Source organism: Halorubrum sp. SD690R, from assembly GCF_005435035.1.
Lineage (GTDB): Archaea > Halobacteriota > Halobacteria > Halobacteriales > Haloferacaceae > Halorubrum > Halorubrum ezzemoulense.
The window spans coordinates 28,992-51,840 of record NZ_SGTV01000007.1; the positions used below are offsets into that span (position 1 = coordinate 28,992).

The 22,849-nt window shown below is 58.2% G+C and carries 21 protein-coding genes; 12 read left to right on the forward strand and 9 right to left on the reverse strand.

Translation table 11 applies throughout. From position 1 onward, the window contains the following. The first annotated feature begins 327 nt into the window (after nt 1–327). From EXE41_RS06005 to EXE41_RS06025, 5 genes are read left to right on the forward strand one after another with little or no spacing between them, the layout of a single operon-like run. The gene (locus tag EXE41_RS06005; RefSeq protein ID WP_094494271.1) at nt 328–558 is read left to right on the forward strand and encodes a hypothetical protein; all 231 of its coding nucleotides are present in this window, start codon (nt 328–330) and stop codon (nt 556–558) included. Further along, nucleotides 555–1,070 (forward strand): hypothetical protein, encoded by a 516-nt coding sequence (locus EXE41_RS06010; RefSeq protein ID WP_137690524.1) that lies wholly within the window; start codon nt 555–557, stop codon nt 1,068–1,070. Before EXE41_RS06005 ends, EXE41_RS06010 begins: the two co-directional genes overlap by 4 nt. After that, nucleotides 1,067–1,465 (forward strand): hypothetical protein, encoded by a 399-nt coding sequence (locus EXE41_RS06015; RefSeq protein ID WP_137690525.1) that lies wholly within the window; start codon nt 1,067–1,069, stop codon nt 1,463–1,465. Before EXE41_RS06010 ends, EXE41_RS06015 begins: the two co-directional genes overlap by 4 nt. A gap of 2 nt (nt 1,466–1,467) precedes the next feature. After that, nucleotides 1,468–1,887 (forward strand): hypothetical protein, encoded by a 420-nt coding sequence (locus EXE41_RS06020; protein WP_094494268.1) that lies wholly within the window; start codon nt 1,468–1,470, stop codon nt 1,885–1,887. Nucleotides 1,888–1,889: 2 nt separating this feature from the next. Next, nucleotides 1,890–3,839 carry a ThiF family adenylyltransferase gene (locus EXE41_RS06025; protein ID WP_137690526.1) on the forward strand — a complete coding sequence of 650 codons (1,950 nt, stop codon included), beginning with the start codon at nt 1,890–1,892 and terminating at the stop codon, nt 3,837–3,839. Nucleotides 3,840–4,291: 452 nt separating this feature from the next. On the opposite strand, the gene EXE41_RS06030 is transcribed toward EXE41_RS06025, so the two are convergent. From EXE41_RS06030 to EXE41_RS06040, 3 genes are all read right to left on the reverse strand, one after another. Further along, on the reverse strand, nt 4,292–4,519 hold the full coding sequence (locus EXE41_RS06030) for a hypothetical protein (RefSeq protein WP_094494266.1): 228 nt from the start codon (nt 4,517–4,519) through the stop codon (nt 4,292–4,294). A gap of 172 nt (nt 4,520–4,691) precedes the next feature. After that, a complete protein-coding gene (locus EXE41_RS06035; RefSeq protein WP_094494265.1) occupies nt 4,692–5,078 on the reverse strand; it encodes a hypothetical protein in 387 nt (128 codons plus the stop codon). 316 nt (nt 5,079–5,394) lie between these two features. Continuing rightward, complete coding sequence (locus EXE41_RS06040; protein ID WP_094494264.1) at nt 5,395–6,156, reverse strand: CPBP family intramembrane glutamic endopeptidase; 762 nt, start codon at nt 6,154–6,156, stop codon at nt 5,395–5,397. A 107-nt stretch (nt 6,157–6,263) separates the two neighbouring features. On the opposite strand from EXE41_RS06040, the gene EXE41_RS06045 reads away from it, so the two are divergent. Together EXE41_RS06045 and EXE41_RS06050 are read left to right on the forward strand one after the other, a co-directional pair. Continuing rightward, nucleotides 6,264–7,169, forward strand: coding sequence for a winged helix-turn-helix domain-containing protein (locus EXE41_RS06045; protein ID WP_137690527.1), 906 nt, complete (start codon nt 6,264–6,266; stop codon nt 7,167–7,169). Between the two features lie 119 nt (nt 7,170–7,288). Next, a complete protein-coding gene (locus EXE41_RS06050) occupies nt 7,289–7,849 on the forward strand; it encodes a hypothetical protein (RefSeq protein WP_137690528.1) in 561 nt (186 codons plus the stop codon). 43 nt (nt 7,850–7,892) lie between these two features. On the opposite strand, the gene EXE41_RS06055 is transcribed toward EXE41_RS06050, so the two are convergent. Continuing rightward, the gene (locus EXE41_RS06055; protein ID WP_241987194.1) at nt 7,893–8,390 is read right to left on the reverse strand and encodes a hypothetical protein; all 498 of its coding nucleotides are present in this window, start codon (nt 8,388–8,390) and stop codon (nt 7,893–7,895) included. A 646-nt stretch (nt 8,391–9,036) separates the two neighbouring features. Here EXE41_RS06055 and EXE41_RS06060 point away from each other — a divergent pair. Further along, nucleotides 9,037–9,831, forward strand: coding sequence for a CPBP family intramembrane glutamic endopeptidase (locus tag EXE41_RS06060; RefSeq protein WP_158294392.1), 795 nt, complete (start codon nt 9,037–9,039; stop codon nt 9,829–9,831). Between the two features lie 141 nt (nt 9,832–9,972). Here the strand turns inward: EXE41_RS06060 and EXE41_RS06065 are convergent, their stop codons facing one another. Together EXE41_RS06065 and EXE41_RS06075 are read right to left on the reverse strand one after the other, a co-directional pair. Next, entirely contained in the window at nt 9,973–12,885 is a 2,913-nt protein-coding gene (locus tag EXE41_RS06065) for a PAS domain S-box protein (protein WP_137690530.1), read from the reverse strand. A 1,466-nt stretch (nt 12,886–14,351) separates the two neighbouring features. Then, complete coding sequence (locus EXE41_RS06075; protein ID WP_080508647.1) at nt 14,352–14,771, reverse strand: DUF5518 domain-containing protein; 420 nt, start codon at nt 14,769–14,771, stop codon at nt 14,352–14,354. A 180-nt stretch (nt 14,772–14,951) separates the two neighbouring features. Between EXE41_RS06075 and EXE41_RS06080 the strand changes: the two genes are divergently transcribed. The 4 genes from EXE41_RS06080 to EXE41_RS06095 all read left to right on the forward strand — a co-directional run bounded on the left by EXE41_RS06080 (nt 14,952) and on the right by EXE41_RS06095 (nt 20,027). Beyond that, on the forward strand, nt 14,952–16,496 hold the full coding sequence (locus tag EXE41_RS06080; RefSeq protein WP_089309348.1) for a bacterio-opsin activator domain-containing protein: 1,545 nt from the start codon (nt 14,952–14,954) through the stop codon (nt 16,494–16,496). Between the two features lie 147 nt (nt 16,497–16,643). Continuing rightward, a complete protein-coding gene (locus EXE41_RS06085) occupies nt 16,644–16,988 on the forward strand; it encodes a winged helix-turn-helix domain-containing protein (RefSeq protein ID WP_049933035.1) in 345 nt (114 codons plus the stop codon). A gap of 28 nt (nt 16,989–17,016) precedes the next feature. After that, entirely contained in the window at nt 17,017–17,940 is a 924-nt protein-coding gene (locus EXE41_RS06090; protein WP_080508648.1) for a CPBP family intramembrane glutamic endopeptidase, read from the forward strand. A gap of 293 nt (nt 17,941–18,233) precedes the next feature. After that, a complete protein-coding gene (locus EXE41_RS06095; RefSeq protein WP_137690531.1) occupies nt 18,234–20,027 on the forward strand; it encodes an ATP-binding protein in 1,794 nt (597 codons plus the stop codon). 34 nt (nt 20,028–20,061) lie between these two features. On the opposite strand, the gene EXE41_RS06100 is transcribed toward EXE41_RS06095, so the two are convergent. From EXE41_RS06100 to EXE41_RS19035, 3 genes are all read right to left on the reverse strand, one after another. Next, nucleotides 20,062–20,334, reverse strand: coding sequence for a hypothetical protein (locus EXE41_RS06100; protein WP_080508784.1), 273 nt, complete (start codon nt 20,332–20,334; stop codon nt 20,062–20,064). A 146-nt stretch (nt 20,335–20,480) separates the two neighbouring features. Next, nucleotides 20,481–21,827, reverse strand: a complete 1,347-nt coding sequence (locus EXE41_RS06105) for a hypothetical protein (protein ID WP_137690532.1) — start codon at nt 21,825–21,827, stop codon at nt 20,481–20,483. 421 nt (nt 21,828–22,248) lie between these two features. Then, a complete protein-coding gene (locus EXE41_RS19035) occupies nt 22,249–22,413 on the reverse strand; it encodes a hypothetical protein (protein ID WP_155120059.1) in 165 nt (54 codons plus the stop codon). Nucleotides 22,414–22,849: the final 436 nt, after the last annotated feature.

Sequence of the window (22,849 nt, forward strand, 5' to 3'; positions counted from 1 at the left end):
TACACTCCGACTCTCATCGGTGTCGAACGATGGGCGGTTTCGAAACCGGTCTCGGGACCGGGACTCGTTCGATAGTCGGATATCGCTTCGTCGTCGGATCCACCCCTCAGTAAGGAGGCCCACCGAACGATACAGCGGTCGAGCAGCCTCCGCGATGGAACTCGCGGTCAGGTCCACGGTGCCAGGGCCCGGAGAAGGAACTGGCATGGACGTCGGCACACCGACGACCTCACCTCGACACGACAGCGTCGCCAGGCGAGGCACAGGTCTGTCAGATACCGCCGACCGGACGGATATCCGGTCACCACCGACCACAACGAGGCAACCATGGGAATGACCGTCAACGTCGAGAATCAGGAGATCCCCGTCGAAGAGGACACGACCGCAGCAGACGTCAAAGCGGAAGCGAATCTCAACGATGACGCGGTGCTCACGTACCGCGGTGAGGACGGATTCGACTCGCTCAACGACGACGACGTCGTCGTCGAGCACGTCGACGAGGGAACGCGACTAGAGCCGCAACCGCTCGCCGACAACAACGTCTTTGGAGGAGCATGAACATCCACCGCGCACTCGCGGAGGTACAAGACCTCAAAGAGCACCTCGGAGAGGAGTTCCGCGGCCGGGTCGCGTATAACTTCACCGACACTCCAGAGGTTCGATTCGAGGGGTTTCAGTTTCCGCCCGGCTGGAAAAACACGCGCGGGAGTCGACACGGCCGAGTCCTGTTCGAGCTCCCAGAGTCGTATCCCGATCACCCACCGCACGTCTACGTCGACGGAGAAATGCGGTTCGAGGGCGGCCGCCCGGCGGCGATGGCACCGGCCCGCCAGGATGGGGACTCCAAGTGGGTCCCTCTCAGCGTGTTTCCCTCGGAGCGGAACTGGGACCCGGAGGCCAACTCCCTGACGACGGCAGTCACCCAGCTGATGGAGGTTCTCCAAGCTCCCGACAGGGAGATCCCCATCGAATCGGACGCTGAGCGGACCAATGACACCGACGAGCACGCCGAGCCGTCGGAGGCCAACGACGACCGCACGGACGAATCGAGCGAGGGTTCCGAGCAATGACCGGTCCCGACCGGACGAGCCAACAGCGCGTTCGGCCCGAGCGGGCGACGGAATCGGAGAGCGAAGCCGAAAGCCAGTCGGCAGCCCCGGCGTCGGAAGCTGACACCGACAGCGAGGAACCCATCGAGCGCCCCGACGGGAGTGCCGAAACGGGCGATGAACCGGCGCTAGATGCCTTCGTCGTCGTGGTCGACGGCGAATCGGTCACGATCGACGCCGAGACCACAGCCGCAGAGCTCGGCCAATCGGTCGATGCTGATCCGGACACTGTGTTCACCTATCGAACGTCCGACGGCGTCAAGGCGCTGTCCGGTGACCAGACCGTCGCGAACGCGATCGACGACGGAGCCGAGCTGCGGACCCAGCCGCTCGGCGACGGGGAGGTGTTCGGGTAGCCATGGATCCCAAACGCGTGATTCCGGAGGTCCAGAACCTACACGCGCTCATCAAGGAGCGACAGAACCCCATCATGTCATACGACCTCCTCGACGACAAGACCGTCACGATCGAGCTGCTGAAGTTCCCCGACGGCTGGGAGAACGACGAGGGGACGCACTTCGGCACCGTCATCTTCGACCTCTCCCGGTCGTATCCGAAGAAGCAGCCGAAGGTGTACGTGAGCGCTGACCTGCGCTACGAGGGGGACAGCCCACACGTCCTGTACAACCAGTCGGCCGCGCCGGATGGGTTCACCAAGTACTGCATTCACCGACTTTCCGATTGGGACCCGGACCAGCACAGCCTGACCACAATGTTCAATCTCCTCGAGGTGTCCCTCGAGCATCCGCGTTCGAAGAACCCACTCCAGGAGGCCTAACCATGTCACGAATACAAATCAGCGACGTCTCAGACGAGCTCGAGTTAGTGATCACCGCCCAGCAGCTCCGGGAGATCCGCGAGTGGACGCTTCAGGAGGACGGCATCGAGCGGTTCACCTACCTCTACTGTGAGGAAGTCGATGGACGGCTGTTGACCCGGACCGTCGACCCGGTCCCTGCTGATCAGTGCGAGGTACAGGAAGCCCACGCGGTGCGGCCGTCGCTCGAGGTCGAGCGCGAGCGGTTGGGCGAGGCCATGGAAGACGGCCTGGTCCCGATCATGGTCCACAGTCACCCGTTCAGCGACGTGCCCAGCTTCAGCGGGTTGGACGACGAGATCATGGAGGCCTACCGGGAGTGGATCGGAAACCTCTACCCGGAGATCCCACTCGGCTTTGCGGTCGTCGGCCACGAGGGTATCGATACGGCAGTGTACGTCGACCCCGACGACGATCGCCGCGTCCGGCTCGGGGTCGACGTGGTCGGCGAGTGGAAACTCGAGCAGTCGTTGGAAATGCCGGACCGGGAGACGGCCACCGCGATCGACCGGGACCGCTACGACCGGTCGATCAGAGCGCTCACGGCGGACGGACAGCAGTCGATCGCCGAGACGCGGGTCGCCGTCGTCGGTCTGGGTGGGCTCGGGTCGATGACGGCCGTCCAGTTGGCCCGGTTCGGCGTCGAAGACTTCCTGTTCGTCGATCCGGACGTCGTCGAACGGTCCAACCTCCCGCGGATATACGGCGCGACGGAAGCCGATATCGACCGGCACAAGGTCGACGTCGTCGGCGAGCACGTCGTGCGAGCGAACCCCGACGCGACGGTCGAGGCGTATCGCGGCCGCGTCCAGGACGTCCCCGAGGAGACGCTCGCCACGTGTGACGTTATCATCGGAGCCGTCGACCGGCTCACGGCGCGGCAGTACTGTAACGAGTTCGCCGTGCGGTACCTTCGGTACTACATCGACGGCGGCGTGGCAATCGAAACCGCCGACAACGGGTCAGTCACCGACGAGCGCGGGCTGATCCAGCTAGTTGCCCCCGGCGTGAGCGGCTGTCTAGACTGTCTCGGGCGCAATGATCCGCAACAGCTCCAAGTGGAACAGTCGAGCGAAGCGGAGATCGAGGCGGACTTGGAGCGAGGCTATATCGACGAGGACGTCGTCGCGCCCGAACCGGCGGTCACGCCGCTGAACGGGATGGCGGCCTCGAGCATTACTCGGCTCTTCACGAAGGTAGTGACGGGGTACGCGGCCCCGCCGGACTACCTGCGACTCGACGGCCTGAACGACGAGCTCGTCGCCGTCAGCACGCACACCTCGGACGACTGCCTGACCTGTAACGCCGACGCACTGCTCGCCCGCGGGCCGTTCGAGTTCGACGACGACCTGCTGGTCTCCGAACCGAGCGACAGTCTGGACACAGAGGCCATCAGCGACCACGTCGCCGACGACAACGAGATCAGTTCTCACCTGATCGCGTCGGAGCATCGTCACTCGCCGTCCGAGCCGACCGGCGCGCAGCCGGCGTATCCGCAGCTCGATGTCGAGGCCGCTCCGGGCGCAGTCAGCTGGGGCGATGGCAACGGTACAGTCGCCGACGCGACTCCGGGCGAGGAGCTGACGGGAAACGCCTCGGACGGCCAGCCTGACGTGGACGGCCCGTCGTCGGCAGTCGCGAACCGAGCGGCTACCGAGCGGCCAGCGCCGGCCGAGGCTCCTGACGCAGGGGCTGGAACTTCGTCACTGAAAGAGGATTCGGTAGCGCAGCCTCTCGACGCCGATCGTGCGGCTGATCAGGCCCAGACCTCCGGACAGGAGGAGTCGGGACAGAGCGAGCGGTCCGTGCCCGGGTTCGGACGGAGGCTGCTACGCTCAAAGCGCGGGATACTCGGACTCGCACTGGTGTTCCTCTGCCTTCTTGGGGTGAAGTGGGTGCGCGAGCGCTCGTAGCACCCGCGTTTTTGTCGTACTGCCGTGTTGTGTGGTCAGCGACTGAGTAACCAGTAGCAGCCGAACCCCTCGGACGGGTCTTCTGCTGTGTCGTTCGAGACGTTCACGATGCGGGTCGATTTCTCCCTCGGCTGATTGCCCTCTCACTGGTTGGCGACTAGATCTGTGAGGGCATAGAAAGCCGTCGATGAACGGCCGATCGCAGTGTACGATCCCGCTCTCGAGGCCTCGATGTAGCTCAGCGACGAAGTAGTATGCCGTCGAAAGCCTCCCGCCCGGTTCCGGTCAGTCCAGGGGCTCTGCCAGAACTGTGGGGAGATCCCTGACCTACTTTACGTGGACGGAACCGTTCCTATGCGAAGCAAAAATGAGTTTGTCACGATCATTCGTCCAGACAGCGCTCGCGGTTAATCTACTGCGATACCTCGACAGGAGGCCCGAGCAGAGGACCCTTACTCGGTGAAGCTCAGGATGAAGAACCACGCGCCAACGATCGCCTCCTCGGGGGGGATCCCGTTCTCCTCGAAGTGGTCGGTGATGGCGCGGGCCGCACGGGTCTGGTCCGCATCGTCGTCGAGGTTCTGTAGGGCGGTGCCAACGGTCTGGCCGACCCGCTGGAGATCGGCCTGGAAGTCGTTCCCGACGGGGGGCGTCCCGTCAGCTGAGTTGTCAACGGACATTGCAACTGGTCGTATGGGTGCCCGGATGGTCACGTTCACGTAGCGAGCGCTGAATCTCCGATTTATATAGCCATTCCAAGCGACGTCGTGAACGAAACAGATACCAACAAAATGAAAAACAGAACGGGTGGATCCGGGCCGGCGAAATAAACCAGAGCAGTCAAAACGACCGCTACCGGGTCATCTCTTCGTGCTTGAGCAGGGCGGCCAGCATAGCGAGCGACGCGTTGTGTACATCGTTACTCGACTCGACGTACTCGTCGAACCGCTCGGCGATGTCCTCGAACAGCATCTCCACCTCGTCCTGGTTCTCATCGAACCGCTGCGAGAGGAACAGCCCGTACCGGAGAAGCCGCGACTCGAACGCGTCGTCGGACATGTTGACTGTCACCACGTCATCGTCCGCGCTCGGGGAGTCGTCCTGTAGCTCGAGAATCGTCTGCTCGGCGTCCTTCAACTCCTCGGTGAGGAACTGAATCCGGTTGTGGAGCATGTCGATGTGCTCGACGACGGCTTCGTCCGCGTCTTCGGTCAGCGTCGGCGGCGTCTGAGAGCTCATTACAACCCTGACTTCGCTCCCCGGGGCCAGGGTACTGACGTAGGGAGTAGAACACATTCTTTTTATAACCGATTACACGTCATCGCCTGTCTGAAACACCCGGTTACTGAAAAATGCGAATCTAATGCCATCGATGTCTAGTAAACTGCCCCGCCCTACTCCCTCGGCGCATACGCGCCTCGGTCCTTGAGGGTGGAGGCTCCACCTCGAAAACGCTGAATACCGCCTCCAACCGGCGGCTACCTCAACGGTGTACCCTTTCGAATGTTAATCCCAGAGCAGTGTTTCAAGCCTCAAAGCGCGAATTCACCGGATCTCAGGTGAGTAGGGGCACAACAAAGACCACGGCATTAAAAATACCATGAACGAGGGCGGGCGCGACGAAAGTACCCGTCCGTTCGAACACCCACCCGAATATCCCTCCCATCAAAGAGTAATAAAGCGTCATGTGAGCAACTGCGGCCATCGGCGGCGACAGGAGAAGGACCGGGTAGACGTGAAACAGCGCAAACACGAGGGCGGCCGCACCGATCGCGGTTCTAGCCGAGAACGACGCACGGAGCCGCTGCTGGATGACACCCCTGAAAAAGAACTCCTCGACAGGACCGATCAACGCAAGTGACAGGAGTGCCGCGATGACGAGGCCGACACCCGCCGGTGCCGCGAGGTTTGTGTACTCCATAAATCCAGGAGAGAGTTCGACGCTCGGAAGAACCGTATCAGTGCTTACAAGCGAGAGGAACGCGGTTGCGAAACCCATCCCCAGTCCACCGACGAGAGCAGGGACGGTGTCTCGGTCTGGAACGTGAATCGGAACCTGAAACGACGAGCGAAATGAAACGTACCCGATGCCAACGAGCAAGAATGAGAGTTCAGTCGCGATGCTTCCAGCGAGAAATATGAGCGTCGCTCCGGCATCGGAACCGACGGCTGAGACAGCAGCAAGTGAGGCAGCCAAATTCAACACAATAGTTATCGGTATCGTGAGAGCGAGAAACGCCACCGCACTGGCGACACCGGTCTCATCATCAAGGTGATTCGGAACGGTCGCTTCTAGCGTGGAGGGCAAATCGACCATAGATACGGAACGGGTGGCTGAGTGGTAAGTGTTATCTGGACGACTATTAAGTTGGTTCAGTAACAAATCAAATACCCGAACGGAAACAACAACACTGTGATACACCAATGACGGGTGAGCGTGAGGCGAGTGAGTCGGCGTACGCGGCGTTGACCGATGAGACTCGGGTCCGGATCCTGCTAACTCTCGCAGATCGCTACGACGAGGCGTGGTCGTCAGGGTGGCCAACGTTCTCCGAGTTGCGAGAGCAAGTGGGCGTCGAGGACACAAGCCGGTTCAGTTACCACCTGTCTGAGCTTCAAGACGGCTTCATTCAGAAGGTGGACGGGCGGTACCGTCCCCGGATAGCCGCCTTGGAAATCGTCGCCGCAATTCGGGCGGGGAGCTATACGACGCAAAATGGCGATAAACAGTACGAAATCCAAGAGCAGGAGACGGAGTACGAGTGTCCCCACTGCGACCGGAATCTCGTCGCCGCGTATCAAGAACACCACCTGTATATCGGCTGTCCGGACCACGGCGCCGCTGTGGCGTACCCGACGCCGCCGCGAGCTACTGAAAACCGGCCACTAGACGCAGTTATCGACGCCACGCTCCGAAACCACGCGTGTGATGTCCGGCTCTTGCGTAACGGGGTTTGCCCACACTGTTGGGGAGCAGCGGGGTTGTCGCTCTCCCGTGACTCCGCTCCAGAGACATATCTCCACCAAGACGTACCGTATGCCACCGCGGCATGTGACACCTGCTGGCTGTCGTATCCGATCCCGATCGCACAGACGATTCTCGGCCATCACGCCGTTGAGGCACTGTACGCGACACACGGCCTGCGTCCGCGTGATGCCCAGATTGGGCCGCACAGTCTTACGGAGGTCAGTAGCGTGCGTACTGATGAAGCAGTGTCGGCCGCCGCACGGGTCGAAGTCGGTCTCGCTGACGGCTCGGTCGAGTTCGATCTCGATGAAAACTGTCGCATTCGTCGCTACGACGCGAGCGATACGGAACAGATACAGTGACCGCGGCAGCACGGCCGTTAGAAGCTTCACGGAGATAACATAGAGACGCAAATTTTGGCCGTGTTTCTCCGTCTGAGACACGGAACAGGAGGTATACGGGAGACAACCAATCCACCGGTATGACAGACGATACCTCAACGGGTGGACGCAACCCGGAGATTGAGCGGGCCACGTCCCATCCCGACGCTTACTCAGATCGGGCGTACACGTGGCTTTCACGGAACGGGCTCTACGTCTGGGCCGGGATTTCCGTAGTGGTGATAGCGCTCGCAGCACTTGCTGTCCCGCTTTTGGCCTTCGGATCATTAGCAGCGATCGGCGGAGAAGGGTCGATACTCGCTGGCGGAACCGCCATCGTTCTCCTCTGTACTGCCTTACTACTCGGTTTGGCAGTCGTACTACTCAGTTACGCATACTTAGAGGTAGATCGTCGGGGTATCCCGTTCGTCGGGGACCGCAGTACGCGGACGCTAGCGTATGATAGCATCCGAACGATGGAGACGGTCGCGGCGGGAACGTTCACCGGCGGGCTCGTCACAATGCTCGGACTAGCGGTTTCAGTGGGTAATGTTCCGACAATACTCTCAGTAACCGTGTTAGCTGCCGCAATCGGACTCCCGGTGACAGTGTTAGTACACGCAGCCGGGCGCTTTGTGTTATTTGTAGTTGACGCGAGCTAGGTACCCGCTGTCGAGCGAATACTCGCAAAACCCTTAGCCCCGGCTAGCCGGTCTCGTTTGTCTGACCGAGGTCCGAGAACGACTCTCCAACTCGAAGCGCGATCGGTTCACTTTCGTCGCTTGAGCCAATGGAGATTGCGACGATTTCTTCTTCAGTACTAGTGATCGAAAATCGCTGATTCAGCTGTGAAGTCCCTGCTATCACGGTATCCGCGAGCTCCAAGTCAACTTGATACTCGCCGGTGGTGGTCCATACGTCGGCATAGGCGACGATATTACTCTCACCGTCTGACTCGGTCGAAGGAACGTCGAACGAAGTATCGAGGACCGTCTCGCCCTCGGGATCCACGACTTCGATCGACCCGCTGACCTCCTGATTCAACTGGTTGAGGAGGTTGACCTCTTCGAAGACTTGGTTACCGATCGCATTAAGCACAGTCGAGCAGCCGGCAGTGGACGCTATGGCGGCGCTAGCACCGATTGCGAGGGCTCGACGTCGCGTGACGGAGCCGAATGACGAGGGCGTGTGTTGATTCATCATTGGAGAGCGTATCACCGTTGACATTATTATAAATTAAATCTGTTCGGAGTGTTTCTAGCGGTGAAATCGATCGATAGAGTGCTTTTGCGACACCGCTGTGATTCCGTCCAAGAACAGAAGTGTACCGTTCTGCTGTATGTAGATCGCGAGTCGAACGAGGTGACCCAATGGCTCGAATCTCGATTGAAGATGATCGCTGAACGCGTCCACTGTTTCCGTGTAAATACCGGTGCCGTAACACCTCAAACCGGCGCGTTCTCAAGTTGGGGGTCCACCGCGTGTCGGGTGTAATCTGTGAACGAGCGGCTCTGTTGAAATGCTATTCTTCAAATATATTCTCGCCAGAAACAGCTAGTCGATGAGAGTTGCTCATCGTATATGCGCTGTGGGCACCCCCCGTTAGGACTTCGAGTATATTGCGTTTCAGAAGCTGAAACGCCCACTCGGTATTTATTTTTCACCAACAATGTCACTCACCCATGAAAATCGCACATCAACCGCCAGTTCAGCAATGTTCGCTGCCCGTCGTTTGGGCGTCCAGCAGTATGTATTGGACTACGAGATTTAATAGTAGTAAGAGAAAATGAATTGCGTTGACAACCTCAGACGAAAGGCATCTCACCGGCCAATTGGAACTTTCCTAGCTGTGCTTACACTCTATTCCGGACTCGTCTTCGCGGGGCTCTACGGGACGTTCGGATCCACTATTCCGACACTGGGAGTGATGCTCTATGCATGGGCTCCGATGATTACTGCGGGAGTGACGGTCTGGTTACTCGATGAAAGCGTTCGAGACTGGCTTGGACAACTTCGCAACCTGCGAGTTGGCATTCACTGGTATCTCATCGGTATCGCCATCATGATGCTCGGGACCGAAGCCGAGACGATAGTTGCGGTGCTTCTCGGTGGCGACGTAGCAGTTCCGTACGCTCCGATCGGCAGTTACATCTTCACTTTCGGCATCACACTGTTTCTAGCTGGTGCGTTAGAGGAGTTGGGTTGGCGTGGCTTCCTACAGCCCCGTCTCCAGCAGCGATTTAGTGCGCTCCGCGCGAGTGTAGTGATTGGCGTCGTCTGGGGCCTCTGGCACGTCCCGATGATACTCACTGGCACCGGCGATTTTACCGTATTCTGGGAGTATATGCTGAATGTGATAGCGATGTCGGTCATTCTCGGATGGCTGTACAACAACACTGAGGGTGCGTTGCCAGTCGTGATGATCGCCCACGCTTCGCATAATATGCCCCGTATCGGGGACGCTGCTAGAGACGTGCCTGCCGTGTTTGACATCCTGTCGGGGGACGCCGTCTTCTATCTGCTCTGTGCGTCGATCATTGCGCTGTATGCCGGGTCACGGACCTTGACACGGAATGGAACTCTTCCTGCGGTCCCCGGTCAACTCAGAGAGCATATACCGGAGCAGGAGGAGCCTGCTGACTAACGACCTGTTAGGCTGGTTGCGGTCCAGGTAGTATACCACTTGTATTGACCGTAATCGAAGCAGAACATATCACTTACTGAGGATTTCAACGGAGCCGAACGAGCCTGTTCAGAGCCAGACGTGCTACCTCAATCACAGCCGTCAACGCAGTACGTTTGGCAAAGAAAGGTGAACGGCAGTGCCGCCATCGGCGGGCCGCTCGAACTCGATTCCGCCACCGAGCTGCCGAACACCCCAGTTGACAAGCCAGAGGCCAATTCCGTGATTGTGCTGGAACGGCGACTCACCATCAGCTCGGAACGGAGTAAGTACGCGGTCGGGGATCCCGGGTCCGTCGTCACGCACCGTGATTCGCGTCTCATCGTTGGCCGTAGACGGCGTCGTCTTAATTTCGACTTCCGGGGAGTCCCCACCGTGTTCGACGGCGTTCTCGACGAGCTCGCTCAAAACTAGCCGAAAGACAGCCGTATCAGCCGGTGCGGGAGCCTCCGCGGAAGACAATTGAATCGTCGCTTCGTCGTGAGACTCACGGAGGTCGGCGACGGCAGACTCCAGTACCGTACCGACTCTGCGGTTTTCTGGGTCGTCGTTGTCTTGGAGCATCTGACTGGCGGCACGCGCCTTACCGCTCAGTTCCAGGAGGCCGTTCGCAATGTCGTGAACGCTTTCGGCGTATTCTCGGACGACCTCGTCTTCCGCCGCCTCCTCAATTGTAGCCGTGTATCCCAAGACAGCGTCCATATCGTTCCGTACATTGTGTCTCAGTACACGGTTCAACACCTGTACCCGCTCCTCGCGGTCGCGCCGTCCGGTGACATCCCGAGCGATAGTGACCACACGCTGCTCGCCGCCTATCTCTGTCAAGGTCGCATTGACTTCAAGCCATACAACATCGCCGCTGGCGGTCCGCAACGCCCACTCGATGTCTCTCGCCGGGTCACCGGATTTGGCCACGTCGCGGACAACCTCCCCGATTGTGTCCGCATCGAATCCGAGTGCCGTCGCCGTCACCTCTTCCGGGTCCATATCGATGATTGTGTCACGGTCATATCCGAGGAGCTCACACATGGTGTCGTTGACATCGAGTAGCTCCGCAGTCTGCGGGTCGTAGACTCCGATTACGTCCGTCACACCGTTGAAGATCTGTTCGAACTCTCGTTCGCGGCGCTTCCGCTCCGTGATATCACGCTGGATCGACAGAACTCGCTGTTCACCACCGATCTCGGCCGTCGCCAACGTGACCTCGATCCATGACTGCTCTTCGTCCGGCGGGGCGAGTTTCCACTCGATGGTCTTCGGTTCACCCGAACGGGCCACAGTCTGAATCAGTTCTTTACCGCGTTCCGCTGTGTACCCGCCCTCAGTTTCGCTGAGACCCTCGATACCGAGGTCGCGAATACGCTCAAGATCGTCGCACCCCACGAGCTCGTGATACGAGTCGTTCACACTGACGAAGGAGAGCGTCTCTGGGTCGAAGATGGCGATAGCGTCGTTGACTCCGTTGAATATCTGCTCGTACTCCCGCTCGCGGCGTTTCTGTTCTGTAATATCACGCATCAGCGAGAGGACACGTCGCTGACCACCTACGGTCGCGACTGTGAGGTTCGCTTCGACGAGACGGTTGTCGCCCTCAGCGGTCTCAATTCGCCACTCGACTGTTTCATCTTCCTCGGTTTCGCCGACGTCGGTGATAAGCCGTCTCGCGCGCTCATCGGTGTACCCCTCCTCGGGAACACTGAGGTCATTGATTCCTTGTTGAAGAATCGTGTCGTAGTCGTATCCGAACAGTTCGACGTAACTGTCGTTCACGTCGACCATTTCACCCGTGTCAGGGTCGTGAACTGCGATCGCAGTGGTCACGCCGTTAAATATCTGCTCATACTCGCGCTCGCGGCGTCGCGTATCGGTAACGTCCCGAATGACTCCGACGATCCGATCGACGGCACCGCCTGGACCGCGGCTCGGATAGCCGCGTACCTCAACCCAACGTGTCTCACCGCCAACGCGGAGTCTGTGACTGAATGTGTACGGACCCGACTCCTCCTCGCGGATGTGTTCGCTCATAGCGATAAGATCCGAGCGGTACGCCTCGCGGTCCTCCGGATGAACGGCGTCGAGAACGGCCATCGGGTCGTCATACAGGCGTTCGACCGGTTGGTCGAACAAATCCGCGTAGGCCTCGTTGATAAAGAGAACCTCCGAGAGGTCCGCACGTGCCAGATAGACGACCTCATCGATATGAGTCGATATCTCGCGGAACTGACGACGCTGGCGTCGACGGTCGGTCACGTCCGTGGCGGTCGCCAACACCAGTTCCTGATCGTCTATCGTGACTGTCGTCAGCGTCGCTTCGACCCAGACGTGTTCGCCGTCAGCCGTCTCAAGCGGCCATTCGATTGGACCGACCGTTCCGCTCTCCGTCGCAGAGGTGATAACCTCCATGGCAGCGGCCTGATCGTACCCGTCGATACTCGCAGTGTAATCGCCGACCTGCATAGAAATGAGTTCCGCTCGATCATACTTCAGCAACTCACAGAGCCGCTGATTCGCATGAATCAACTCTCCCGTCTCGGGGTCATGAAGTGTGAGTGGCTCAGAGACGTTGTCGTAGATGGTCCGATAGTCGGGAGTCGGCTGTACCTCTGTCGCGGTAACCGCTCGCTTGAGCACGGTCGTCGGAGATTGTGCGAGCAGTTCCCACGGGAGATACTCCGTTACACCGGCCTCAAGCGCCTCAGCGATTGATGCCTCTGTAGGGGCGACGTACACCACCGGTGGGGCGGAGTCACGGGTGGCGTTCTGGACCACCCAGTTGCTGACCCCGGTCAGTGACGCGGCTGTGTCAGCGTCTGTCCGGTCGGCGCTGCCCGACTCAGGTGTTACCGCGGCAACCACACAATCGAACTCCTCAACTGAGCCGGGAGCGTCACGTCCGGCAGGCACTATTGAAACAGCCACGTCAAGCGAATCCTGCGCGTCTTGGAGGGTCGTTTCGACCGACGCTGGCCCCACCACGCCAATCGTCGGGTGTCGTTGCGTGAAGCCCTCGGCCATTTTCTCTGTGAGTTGAAGTTTATAGAACAATAACGCTATGGTCGTGCTACCGGTTGTTTGGGCCGGTAGACGGCTAATTTATTGAACCCCTTGGTCGCTGATAGTTTGTCGAGGCTGTGCTACATACAGAGCGCGTATCTACCCCGAGACGCCCTTTCGATAGCCTTTCCGAAGAAGTTGCCCCGTACCTACGACAGTAAGTACTACTGCGCCGGTTACAACCGCTGAGTGGACGATTTTATACGATGGAAACGGCGTGTATCGGCCGAGAATGAGCAGCGTTGTCGCTATTATCCACAGAATATACAATCCGATACTAGTTTGATGAAGCGTCTTGCGGATCATTGGTCTTTGGAAAGCAGTACACCTCTTTTTACAAGTGTCGTGGACAGTTGTCGCCAAGATAGAAGTAAGACAATCGCCCAGAACACGGTCCAGATGTTCACAAAGAGCGGTGAGCCGAGTAGCCCCTCACTAGCCAAGAACCCAGATGCGAGCAGTGGGTTTGCGATTCGCAGTACGACAATTAAGAATAGAACAAACGGAAGGAGAAGCATCCCGGTAAAAATGATCCACCGCCGTTGCTGTGAGAGCACACTAGCGGCTCGGTATAGTGGGGGACCGATAAGCAGCAGAACGATGCTGAGGCCGATAGCGAGGCGCACAGTTGGATCAACAGTCGGGAAGGCTCCACGCAGGATGACCATTTCGTCACCCCCGGACTGCGCCACAGTATACAGCCGACCGAAGGGCATTGTCGCGAAAACAAGGCAAAATCCTGCGGACCGTTTGGCCGGTGACTCTGCCGGATTCAGTAACCGATACCCGATCCACATCAACCCGTAGCTCCAGAGGAGTCCTGCGAGCGGTGCTAAAACAATCTCGGGCGTTTTCGAACAAGCGAGCTGCCAACTGTTGAAATTTCGTGGGCCCCACGCACCACAGATGAGACGACCGACCCCCGTGTGCGCGATCTCGTGGATCTCGTTGTGTACGAAGAGCAACGCCACGAACGCGACTGCCCAGCAGCTATCTCCGTTGAAAACTAGTGGTTGCTCAGAGTTCATCGACGGTAGCCGACCCACGGCACTGTTCCTCCGTTAGAAACGGTCTGTCCATACCGAGCTCATATGATCTTCGGGTGACAGCGGCACAGTAGTTAGCTCGATTGGAATCACAGCGACCCGCGTAACTTATCAAGTAAAACACTTTTTTGCGGAGAGGCGATCGCTGATGATGTTCCAGCGCCATGTGTTTCTATACGATGGTTGGGTTAATAATGGCTAATAGGGTGTTTCAGGAGCAGAAACGTACGATTCGGTAGGTGAATCTGACCTGATAAGAAGCGGGGTGAGCGAACTGTAAACCTGAAGTTCCTACCGGTCGGGATTCCTCCGCGTTCACGCGGAGGAGGATGTCAATAACAACGCCAGGAGCAAACCAGGCGAACAACGCAAATCAGTTGATCACGATGGTTGGTCGACTCCGAAACCACCGACACTGCTTGCTGCCCAGCCACCAATCCGACCGAAAATCAGACCGAACACCGGCGAGAGACACAGAAGCATCACGACGGCGATAAGGAAGAACACTGTCGTGTTGAGTGACCATGCTACGCTCGTGGCTTCTGTAAGCATAAATCCAGATACCGCAACTATACCGCCTAGAAAGCCAGCACGGAGCCCAACAGCGTCCGGTTCTACCGACCGCTTAGCTGCGATCGCGCCAGCGATCATTGGCCCAACTATTATCGCCCCGCCACCGGCGGTCGCTTCAGAGTTCGGAAGCCAATTTATTACAGCAGTTGCGGGTAGTGAAGCTATGGTTCCGAGAATCACAACGTGCCAGACCTGAGGAATTCGACGGCCCCGGGTGTTCGAGGGCATACGCTGTATTCTACAACTGTACGTATAATCCACTTCGTGAGTTGCTGACTCTGAAACGGCGACAGAACAACACCGATATTAGTGACCGGGATATAAGCTTGTAAACTGCGGTTCAACCGGACGACACGTATATACTGGCTGACGGGAAAACATCGATAGAACGAGGAGGCCCCTACGTGAATGGAGTTGGAACATCGTCTCGCAGAAGCACCGATAGGAGTTATCACCGTCCGAGACGGGATGGTGCGCGCGTGGAATGATCAGGCGGCCGATATCCTCACAACCGACACGCCTGACGGTGAGCCGATTGCTGAGGTGTTTCCCCAGTCGGTCGAAGGGTCGCTCACAAAGGCGTTTGAACGGACATCGGTATCTGATGTAGCATTCGAAGAGTACTATCCAGAAGTCGACCGCTGGCTGTCAGTGTCAGTTGTTCCTGATGACGATGCGGCAACTGTCTACATTACCGACATCACTGAAAAACGCACCAACAAGCAAACGATCGAACGGCTTCGTTCGGAGTCTGAGCGGGCCGAGATGGTCGATACTCTGATCGCCGACGTGCTTGAGGGGTTGGTCGGAGCTACGTCTCAAGACGCGATCATGGAGACAATCCGGGACCAACTGGGGACATCGGACCAGTATCGGTTCGTATGGACTGGTGAGTGCGCTGTCGACAGTGACGAGCTGGTCATCACCGGTGTTGGGGGTGAGCAAGGAGAGCTGTTCCCGGCTCTCCGTGAGGCGGTGAAGCAGGGACAGGCTACCCCCGAACGGCGAGCAGTCGAACAACAGCGCCCCGAGTTGGTAGAGTCGTTAAGCGAGAATCCGTCAGTCCCGGACGCGGTTCGTGCCGCTGGGTTCGCGGACGGAGTCCAATCGGTGTTCGCGCTGCCGTTGGTCTACGGCTCCAGCGTGTACGGCGTCGTCGGTGTCTACGCGGGAACCGAAACCGCATTCAGCGATCACGTACAGGCCAGCTTTGAGACGCTCGGCGAACTGGCCGGGTACGCGATCAACGCGACACAGAATCGGAAGCTGTTGTTTTCCGACACCCTCACCGAAGTTACGTTCGGACTCACGGAGAACTCCCCGCTGGTACGTGTGAGCGACACCTGCGACGCGGAACTCGCGCTTGAGGGGACCGTAATGCCGAGCGATACTGGTCTCACGTGTTTCTTATCAGTCACGGGTGCCGATCCGGACACCGTCGTTGAGACCGTCGAAGCGGTTCCGAGTGCTCAGGCCGGTCGTGTGGTCCGTCAGTCGGACACTGAGCGCGGCCGGATTCAGGTGACGCTGGGTGAGGAAGTCCCGCTCGTTGCGGCAATCAACCGTGGTGCGACGATACAGACGGCGGTGTTTAACGGCGATGACAGCCAGCTGATCGTCGAACTGTCTCCCGACGCGAACGTGCGTCGGCTGGCAAACGTGCTCGGTGATGACGGACCGACACCCGTTCTCGCACGACAGGACAAAACCCGCTCACCGACGACCACGCGAGAATTTCGAAACGAACTCAATGAACGGCTTACTGACCGACAGGCGACCGTCTTGCGAACGGCCTATCTCGCGGACTACTTCACGTCCCCGCGTGGAAGTACGGCCGAGGAGGTTGCGACGTCGCTCGGCATTACCGGATCGACGCTGCTCCACCATCTCCGGGCGAGCCAGCGCAAGCTGTTGGACGCATTCTACAACGAACACGAGGATAGTAGCGGATAGCGGTCGCAATTCGCCGTGTCAGGCCCGATCGACATGCGCCCGATTGCTCTCACACGAAGGCGAGTCTGGATAGTTAGATATCCTCGCTGCGGAGACTCTGAATACTGAGCATATTCAACCAAGTGTGTTCCGTTACATCGTCATCACATGGCAGTGCGACACAAGTCGCGCGGCGAGCAGACTGAGGAACCGACCGACGAGCTATCGACGGAAGAGCTACTCAACCTCTTCGGCGACGAATACACCCGGCGAGTGTTCGAGGCGGTTTCCGAACAGCCTCGCGGCGGGCGCGCCGTCGCGCAGGCCGCTGATGTTTCTCGGCCGACGGCTTACCGGCGTCTCAACGAGCTTCAGGACGCCGGATTGGTCACGAGCGAGTGTTACGTCGCATCCGACGGCCATCACCGAGAGCAGTTCAGCGCCTCCGCACAGCACCTCTCCGTGTCGCTCGACGGTGGCGACATCGAGGCGTCGATCAGTCTGAGCTGCTAGGACCGAAGGAAACGCTTGGTCTGCCCAGATGAGTACACGCTTGCGGCCAGTCAGTCGTATCGGGTCTGAGGTCTCGATCAGCGGGGCGGCGGTGCGCGTAGTTGTGACAGCGGTAACGTTCATCGCTACACTTGCTGCTGTGGGGCTGGTACTCGCGCAATTCTCAACGCCGGACGTGTTGACCAACCTCCCAAATCAACTTCCCACGCTCTGTGGGGTAGCAGCGGTGATACTCGTCTTATACTATCTGTTCGGAACCAGTCCCGCCGCGTACGGACTCTCTCTGGGTCGACGGTGGCTCGGTGACTTCGCCGGCGGTGCCGTAATCGGCGTGCTGTTTCAGGCCGTTTCGACGGCCGCGATTCTCGCTACCGGGAGCGGGAGGATCGTTGGTTCGTGGTCAATGGGAGTCTTCAACGACCCCGTGACCGTCGGACTCGCGATCGGAGCGACGGCCGCTGCGTTCGTTATCGTCGGGTTGTGGGAGGACTTTCTCTTCCGAGGCGTACTGATCCGTGAGCTCGTTGTCGGGTTTACGTCTCGCAGGGTCTCAAGGCCGGCTGCCACGGGGAGCGCGGTCGTCGTATCGGCTCTCGTGTTCGGAGCGCTTCACTTGAACGCTGGCGCGGCGGGACTCTCAGCGTCGGTCGCCGTGACACAGGCGGTGGTTGGGGGGCTGTATTTCGGCCTCGCGTACGTCCTCACCGACAGCCTCGCGCTCCCAGTCGGCATCCACTTCTCGACCAATCTCTGGACGACGGTCGTGTTCGGGCAACCGGAAAGCGGATATCCAGCGGCGTTTCGGCTCACCCGACCGTTCGATCTCAGTGCCGACCTCATCGTCGTCTTACTTCTCCCGACGGCCGTACTCGTCACGGCGGTTGTTTTGTGGGTTCGCGCAACGCGGGGGGAGATTTCAGAAGCGTCACTCCAGAGGGTCGGAGAACAGTGACATCAATTTCGAACAGACGATTTGTATGACGAACGAACAAGCCGCACTTCGGTCATATCTCCGTTCAGTTCGTACAGCACTCCTCGCTGTGGCAACCGCAGTTCTCACAGCAGGGCTTGTCATCGCCGGTGAAGACGGACTAGGATTTCCGATGTTTGTTCTCACGCTCTGTATCTGTGCGTATGCTTTTGTTTCGCCGCTACTTGGTAGAGTATAAGCGGATAGCACGCCGTGTGCTAACCGGATAAGGTTTCGACAAAATAATTTCATCAAACGTATGAATTGATCGTACCATGCTCGCCACGGTCGGGGGTGTAAATGTTACTTTGGGAATAGTGCTGCTACTCATCGCAGCTCACACCAGCCGACAGTATTCGGGGGTGGGTACACGGAGTTTTGTTGCTTGTATAGTTGGGCTGGGAGTGTGGACAGCCGCTGGCGGCGTCAACGATATTATTAGTGTCTACGAATTGGGGGCGTCCAACGGAGACGGCATGTCGTCGGCGGTGGAGTCAACGCCGTCGATCATCGCGTTCGGACTCCAAGGGCCCAGGATCGCAGAGTGGGTGCTTCAAACGGTAGTTCCAGTGTTGTATGCTCTGTTTATTCTCGCGTATACGACTCAAACGGACCGCCGCGAGCGGCTATTGTTGTTCGTGCTTGTTCCATTCGGACTACTGTACACTGGTGGAACCATGTCCTCTACACTAGTCTCACTAATACTTGACAACCTCCCAGCTGGGTTCAGCGAGATGCTACTTCCTCTCCTACAGTTCGCTATATCAATCTCCTTCTTTGTAACTGGATCAATCGTGCTGCTCAGCCTTGGACAGTTGTGGCGAACGCTACACCGATATCAGCACGTCTCAACGCGATTGACACTAGGTCTAGCGGTGATTGTGCCGCCGGTATGGTTCGCAGAGAGGTTCTTCATCGCCTTGGCTGAGACTCCGCTAGCGAGAGCAGCCATTCCCGTCCCGTTTGTGATCCTGTCGACGTGTACAGCGTGGCTGGCAGTCACCCGATTCGGGCTGTTTGAGGAGATACCAGCGGCCTTGGCCGTCGCTCGACAAGACATCGTCGCCGAAATGCCAGACGCGGCCATCACAGTCACGGATGGACATTCTATCCTTGACTGGAATGCTGCTACAGCAGATCTGTTTGAGCGGGAGTTTAATACAGTAGTCGGTCAGGACCTTGCCACCATACTGCCGGATACATTCGACATCAAGAAGTTACTCGCGGGGGGACAGACAACGTGTCGGCTGCCAGGCAGCGATCGCGTGCTAGAAGCCTCATCGAGCCGGATTACCGACAGCGACGACCGCACACTTGGGCACACCCTGATCTTCCGCGATATAACAGACAGCCGACAAAATGCACGTCGTGCGGAGGTTCTGAGTCGCGTGCTTCGGCACAACATACGAAACAGGGCTGACGTGGCAACCGCGCACCTTCGACAGTTGACCGACAGTCCCACTCCCGACACGGCGGACAAGATAGCGACGACGGTCGAGGAGGAACTGTCGGCGTTGCGTGATCTTGGAGGTACTGCCCGCGAGATAGAGTCAGTGTTACAGGCCGACAAGCGTACGGGTAATCGGTCCGTCGAGGAACTCATCCGTCACGCCATCGAGGAGGTCCAGCACGCAGAGGTCGTCAACGATGGCCACGAGTGTGCTGGTGGCGTCTCGTCCGTCCCCGTCGTGATAGACACACCACCGGCAGAGACACGCGCTAACGGGGAGATTCTGATACCAGTCATTCGTGAGCTGGTGTCGAACGCAGTCGAACACGGGGGGTCCGCTCCGGAGCCGCATGTCAGCGTACGGGTGAAGGAGACCAGCGATACCGAGGGAGTAGATCAATGGTGGATCGATGTCGCTGACAGCGGCGCCGGGATCAGCAACCACGAGGTAGAAGTGTTCGAAGACGCTGAAGAACAGCCACTACAGCACGGCAAAGGCCTCGGGCTCTGGCTCGTCTGGTGGGGCGTCGACCGGCTCGGCGGAGAGGTCTCGTTCGATATCGACAGGGGGACGACCGTCACCGTCGAACTGCCGGGATCGCTGCTCAGCTACGAGTAATATTCTCTGACTAGTTGCGGTCAGTACAGGCCACTCAGAAACTGCCCATCGCAGAGAGTATTGTTCCGAGAAAGGACAGACAGGCGGAACCAGCCAACACGAGAAGGACGATAGCAGAGGTAGTAAACTCCTCTGGGTCAGTTCGAAGCAAATCGTAGCCGGCAGTGGCAAGCATTCCAGCTCCACCGATCGCCATGAGCAGTATCGGGATACTACGATCGCCAGCGATGAGCGAACCTACCGCTGGCCCCCCTATTGAAGCTCCAATTACGACGAATGAGCCAGTGTAGATGTACAGATCTTCCATAGGTGGTATAATGACACGTGACTAATTGTAGTTTGGATACGATGTCCGTCTTGTTACCTTTACGGTTCTCATCGACCGGCTGTTTTAGATAAACATCTATCTGAAGAATAGGGTCTCAACAAAGCCGGTGAAGTCGTTACGGCTCGTCACGAATGGGAGCTGAGCAGTTCACCGGCACGCTCGGGATCCGGAACGAATGCGATCGATGACCTCGGTTCCTGGGCGGAGTCGCCGTCCTTAGAGTTGTAAGTCCGATCGAAAAACACCGTTCCAGCGTCCAGCCAGAGCGGACTTCCGAACAGCCCACGCTCGACCGAGACGTCCCGGACACCGTCGTATGACGCCGACCACTGTGGTCGTCCGAGGTATCGGTCGTACGCCACCACTTTGGACTCGTAAAATTCGTATTCGACGCCACCGAGCGCCAACAGCAAATGTACCGCGCTTATTGTCGAGAGGCTTCCAACGAGACCGAAGAAAATCGCAGCCAAGCTCGCGGACACGACAATAGCACCGTCCAACAGGGCAAAAACGGCGACAATCATCAACCCCGCTATACCCACCCGTATCGTGAGCTGTCTCCAGTGGCCGAAGCGGTTATCGACGACACCACCAGTCGTCATCGCGTTCACCACTCCTGCGGCGAGGATAGAGGAGCGAACCGGCGCCATCGTCTCGCGAGGTTCTCCATCCGGGATCGACGACTGAGACGGAACGGGTACGTTCTTTTCCGGTTCGGAGTCCGACCACCCTTGAGATATCGTTTCATCGTTGCGGTCGGACGTCGAGTCCGACTGCCAGCCCTCGGGGCGAGCACGCGCCGCGTACCAACCGTAGGCGAGCCGAGACACGATTAGCACGGACGCGGAAACCGTCATCCCAGCACGTGTTATCTCCAAGCCCTCGCCGGAGAGGGTCGTAAGCGTCCACCGAGAGACGAGCCATAACAGCCCACCGTAGACAGCGAATATCAGTACTCGCTTCCGGGGGACGACCGCCGAGGCAGAGGTGATCTCGTGGCCCTCTGAGGCCACATATGCCCGCAGCACCAGCCACGATTTCGTCGCTGCCGCGACGAGACCCCCACCTAATAAGAGCAGTGTAGCCGGCGAGCGCCACAGCTCTCTGGGGATGTCGACGGCGGCGACGTACGCCGTTGTGCTCGCTGAAAAAACAAGTATGAACACGGCTCCCCAGACCACCGGAATGTTTCGAAGGTGAATTCCCGGAAGGCGGTCAGTAACGGCGATTGATCCATGCTTGTGGGATAGAAGCCGGAACGGACGTTGAAAAAGAGTCGACTGACGATCCGGTTCGGGCTGCGAGAGCAGCTGTTGTACCGTTGTCCGGAGGGTCAGAAGGAGGAGATCAATCCAGTACAAGACGGTGACGGCTAGCAGCGAGAGGTGTCCGTACAGGAGGACGAGCACTGCGGCGACGGCCTCGACGCAAGCTGACCCGAAGAGTATTCTGCGATCCCCGATCAGACGCATGGATGGCATGACCCGAAACGTTCGAAATCGCGTACAGACCCGCGTTGGCGGGTGACGTGTGAGTCGGGCGTAACGCGCGATATCGGTCGAACGAGCAAGCGAGTGGCGGCATCGTTACTCGAATGCGCACCGACAGACGTGTCGTCGGTGGAGGGTGTCCTGATACCAACGACGGGGTCACAAAACGGTACAGCGATACTGGACAGCAAGTCGGGGGTGAAGGGCGCTACCGGTAACGCGTCTCGCACGGACAATCATAACTCGACGAGTCAAAATAAGTGTGGGGGCATGTCTCGCGACCCGAAACATCGAATTGTCCAATATGACGAGACCCTGCGAATTTTCCTTACACGTGAATTTAATCCCACTGTGGGTGAACCCCACGACTTTAGCCGTGAGAAGAGGTCAGAGCAGCATCTGATCACTCCTCTTTTCGACTAATAAGCTGTGGAATAAGCACACCAACGACAATCACAACAGCGATAGTTATCCATGTGGGCAAGTCGGTGAAGCTACTCATTGACACGAGAAGGATAACTGTAGCTACCCCAAGCAGAATCATCACCTCATTTTCGTGCGAGATCATACCAGTTGAGTAGCGATTGGCTGAGAAATACAATCATTCTACCGGGTATGATTCTAATTCAGAAACACGCCAGTATCAATATATAATCGCATACTGATGGTCTGGTATGTCGCAATCAGCGAATGTATTCCGCAGTCCGGTCGTCCGTTGGGGGATGCCCGCTATGACGGCCGCTATTATTGTAGCTATCGCGTTCCTCGTTATTGAAGATCAGACACTTAGATTAGCGATGTTGGGGGTTGCCGTCGCTGACTTCCTTGTCACGCCACAGATACTGAAACGCGCTGCTCAGAGCGCATAGCTGGCTCCCAACAGAAAGAGGGTCACTTGATTATAAGAGCTAACATAAAAAAGAGTGTTTCTGGCCTAGAAGCAAGAAATAATGTTAAACAGGTAGCCGGGCCAAAGTGATGATAGGTGTTGTATCGGGTGGTGG

Coding starts and splice junctions, on each gene's coding strand:
- EXE41_RS06005 (WP_094494271.1), top strand. CDS start 328: ATGGGAATGACCGTCAACGTCGAGAATCAGGAGATCCCCGTCGAAGAG.
- EXE41_RS06010 (WP_137690524.1), top strand. CDS start 555: ATGAACATCCACCGCGCACTCGCGGAGGTACAAGACCTCAAAGAGCAC.
- EXE41_RS06015 (WP_137690525.1), top strand. CDS start 1,067: ATGACCGGTCCCGACCGGACGAGCCAACAGCGCGTTCGGCCCGAGCGG.
- EXE41_RS06020 (WP_094494268.1), top strand. CDS start 1,468: ATGGATCCCAAACGCGTGATTCCGGAGGTCCAGAACCTACACGCGCTC.
- EXE41_RS06025 (WP_137690526.1), top strand. CDS start 1,890: ATGTCACGAATACAAATCAGCGACGTCTCAGACGAGCTCGAGTTAGTG.
- EXE41_RS06030 (WP_094494266.1), bottom strand. CDS start 4,519: ATGTCCGTTGACAACTCAGCTGACGGGACGCCCCCCGTCGGGAACGAC.
- EXE41_RS06035 (WP_094494265.1), bottom strand. CDS start 5,078: ATGAGCTCTCAGACGCCGCCGACGCTGACCGAAGACGCGGACGAAGCC.
- EXE41_RS06040 (WP_094494264.1), bottom strand. CDS start 6,156: ATGGTCGATTTGCCCTCCACGCTAGAAGCGACCGTTCCGAATCACCTT.
- EXE41_RS06045 (WP_137690527.1), top strand. CDS start 6,264: ATGACGGGTGAGCGTGAGGCGAGTGAGTCGGCGTACGCGGCGTTGACC.
- EXE41_RS06050 (WP_137690528.1), top strand. CDS start 7,289: ATGACAGACGATACCTCAACGGGTGGACGCAACCCGGAGATTGAGCGG.
- EXE41_RS06055 (WP_241987194.1), bottom strand. CDS start 8,390: ATGATGAATCAACACACGCCCTCGTCATTCGGCTCCGTCACGCGACGT.
- EXE41_RS06065 (WP_137690530.1), bottom strand. CDS start 12,885: ATGGCCGAGGGCTTCACGCAACGACACCCGACGATTGGCGTGGTGGGG.
- EXE41_RS06075 (WP_080508647.1), bottom strand. CDS start 14,771: ATGCCCTCGAACACCCGGGGCCGTCGAATTCCTCAGGTCTGGCACGTT.
- EXE41_RS06080 (WP_089309348.1), top strand. CDS start 14,952: ATGGAGTTGGAACATCGTCTCGCAGAAGCACCGATAGGAGTTATCACC.
- EXE41_RS06085 (WP_049933035.1), top strand. CDS start 16,644: ATGGCAGTGCGACACAAGTCGCGCGGCGAGCAGACTGAGGAACCGACC.
- EXE41_RS06090 (WP_080508648.1), top strand. CDS start 17,017: ATGAGTACACGCTTGCGGCCAGTCAGTCGTATCGGGTCTGAGGTCTCG.
- EXE41_RS06095 (WP_137690531.1), top strand. CDS start 18,234: ATGCTCGCCACGGTCGGGGGTGTAAATGTTACTTTGGGAATAGTGCTG.
- EXE41_RS06100 (WP_080508784.1), bottom strand. CDS start 20,334: ATGGAAGATCTGTACATCTACACTGGCTCATTCGTCGTAATTGGAGCT.
- EXE41_RS06105 (WP_137690532.1), bottom strand. CDS start 21,827: ATGCGTCTGATCGGGGATCGCAGAATACTCTTCGGGTCAGCTTGCGTC.
- EXE41_RS19035 (WP_155120059.1), bottom strand. CDS start 22,413: ATGATCTCGCACGAAAATGAGGTGATGATTCTGCTTGGGGTAGCTACA.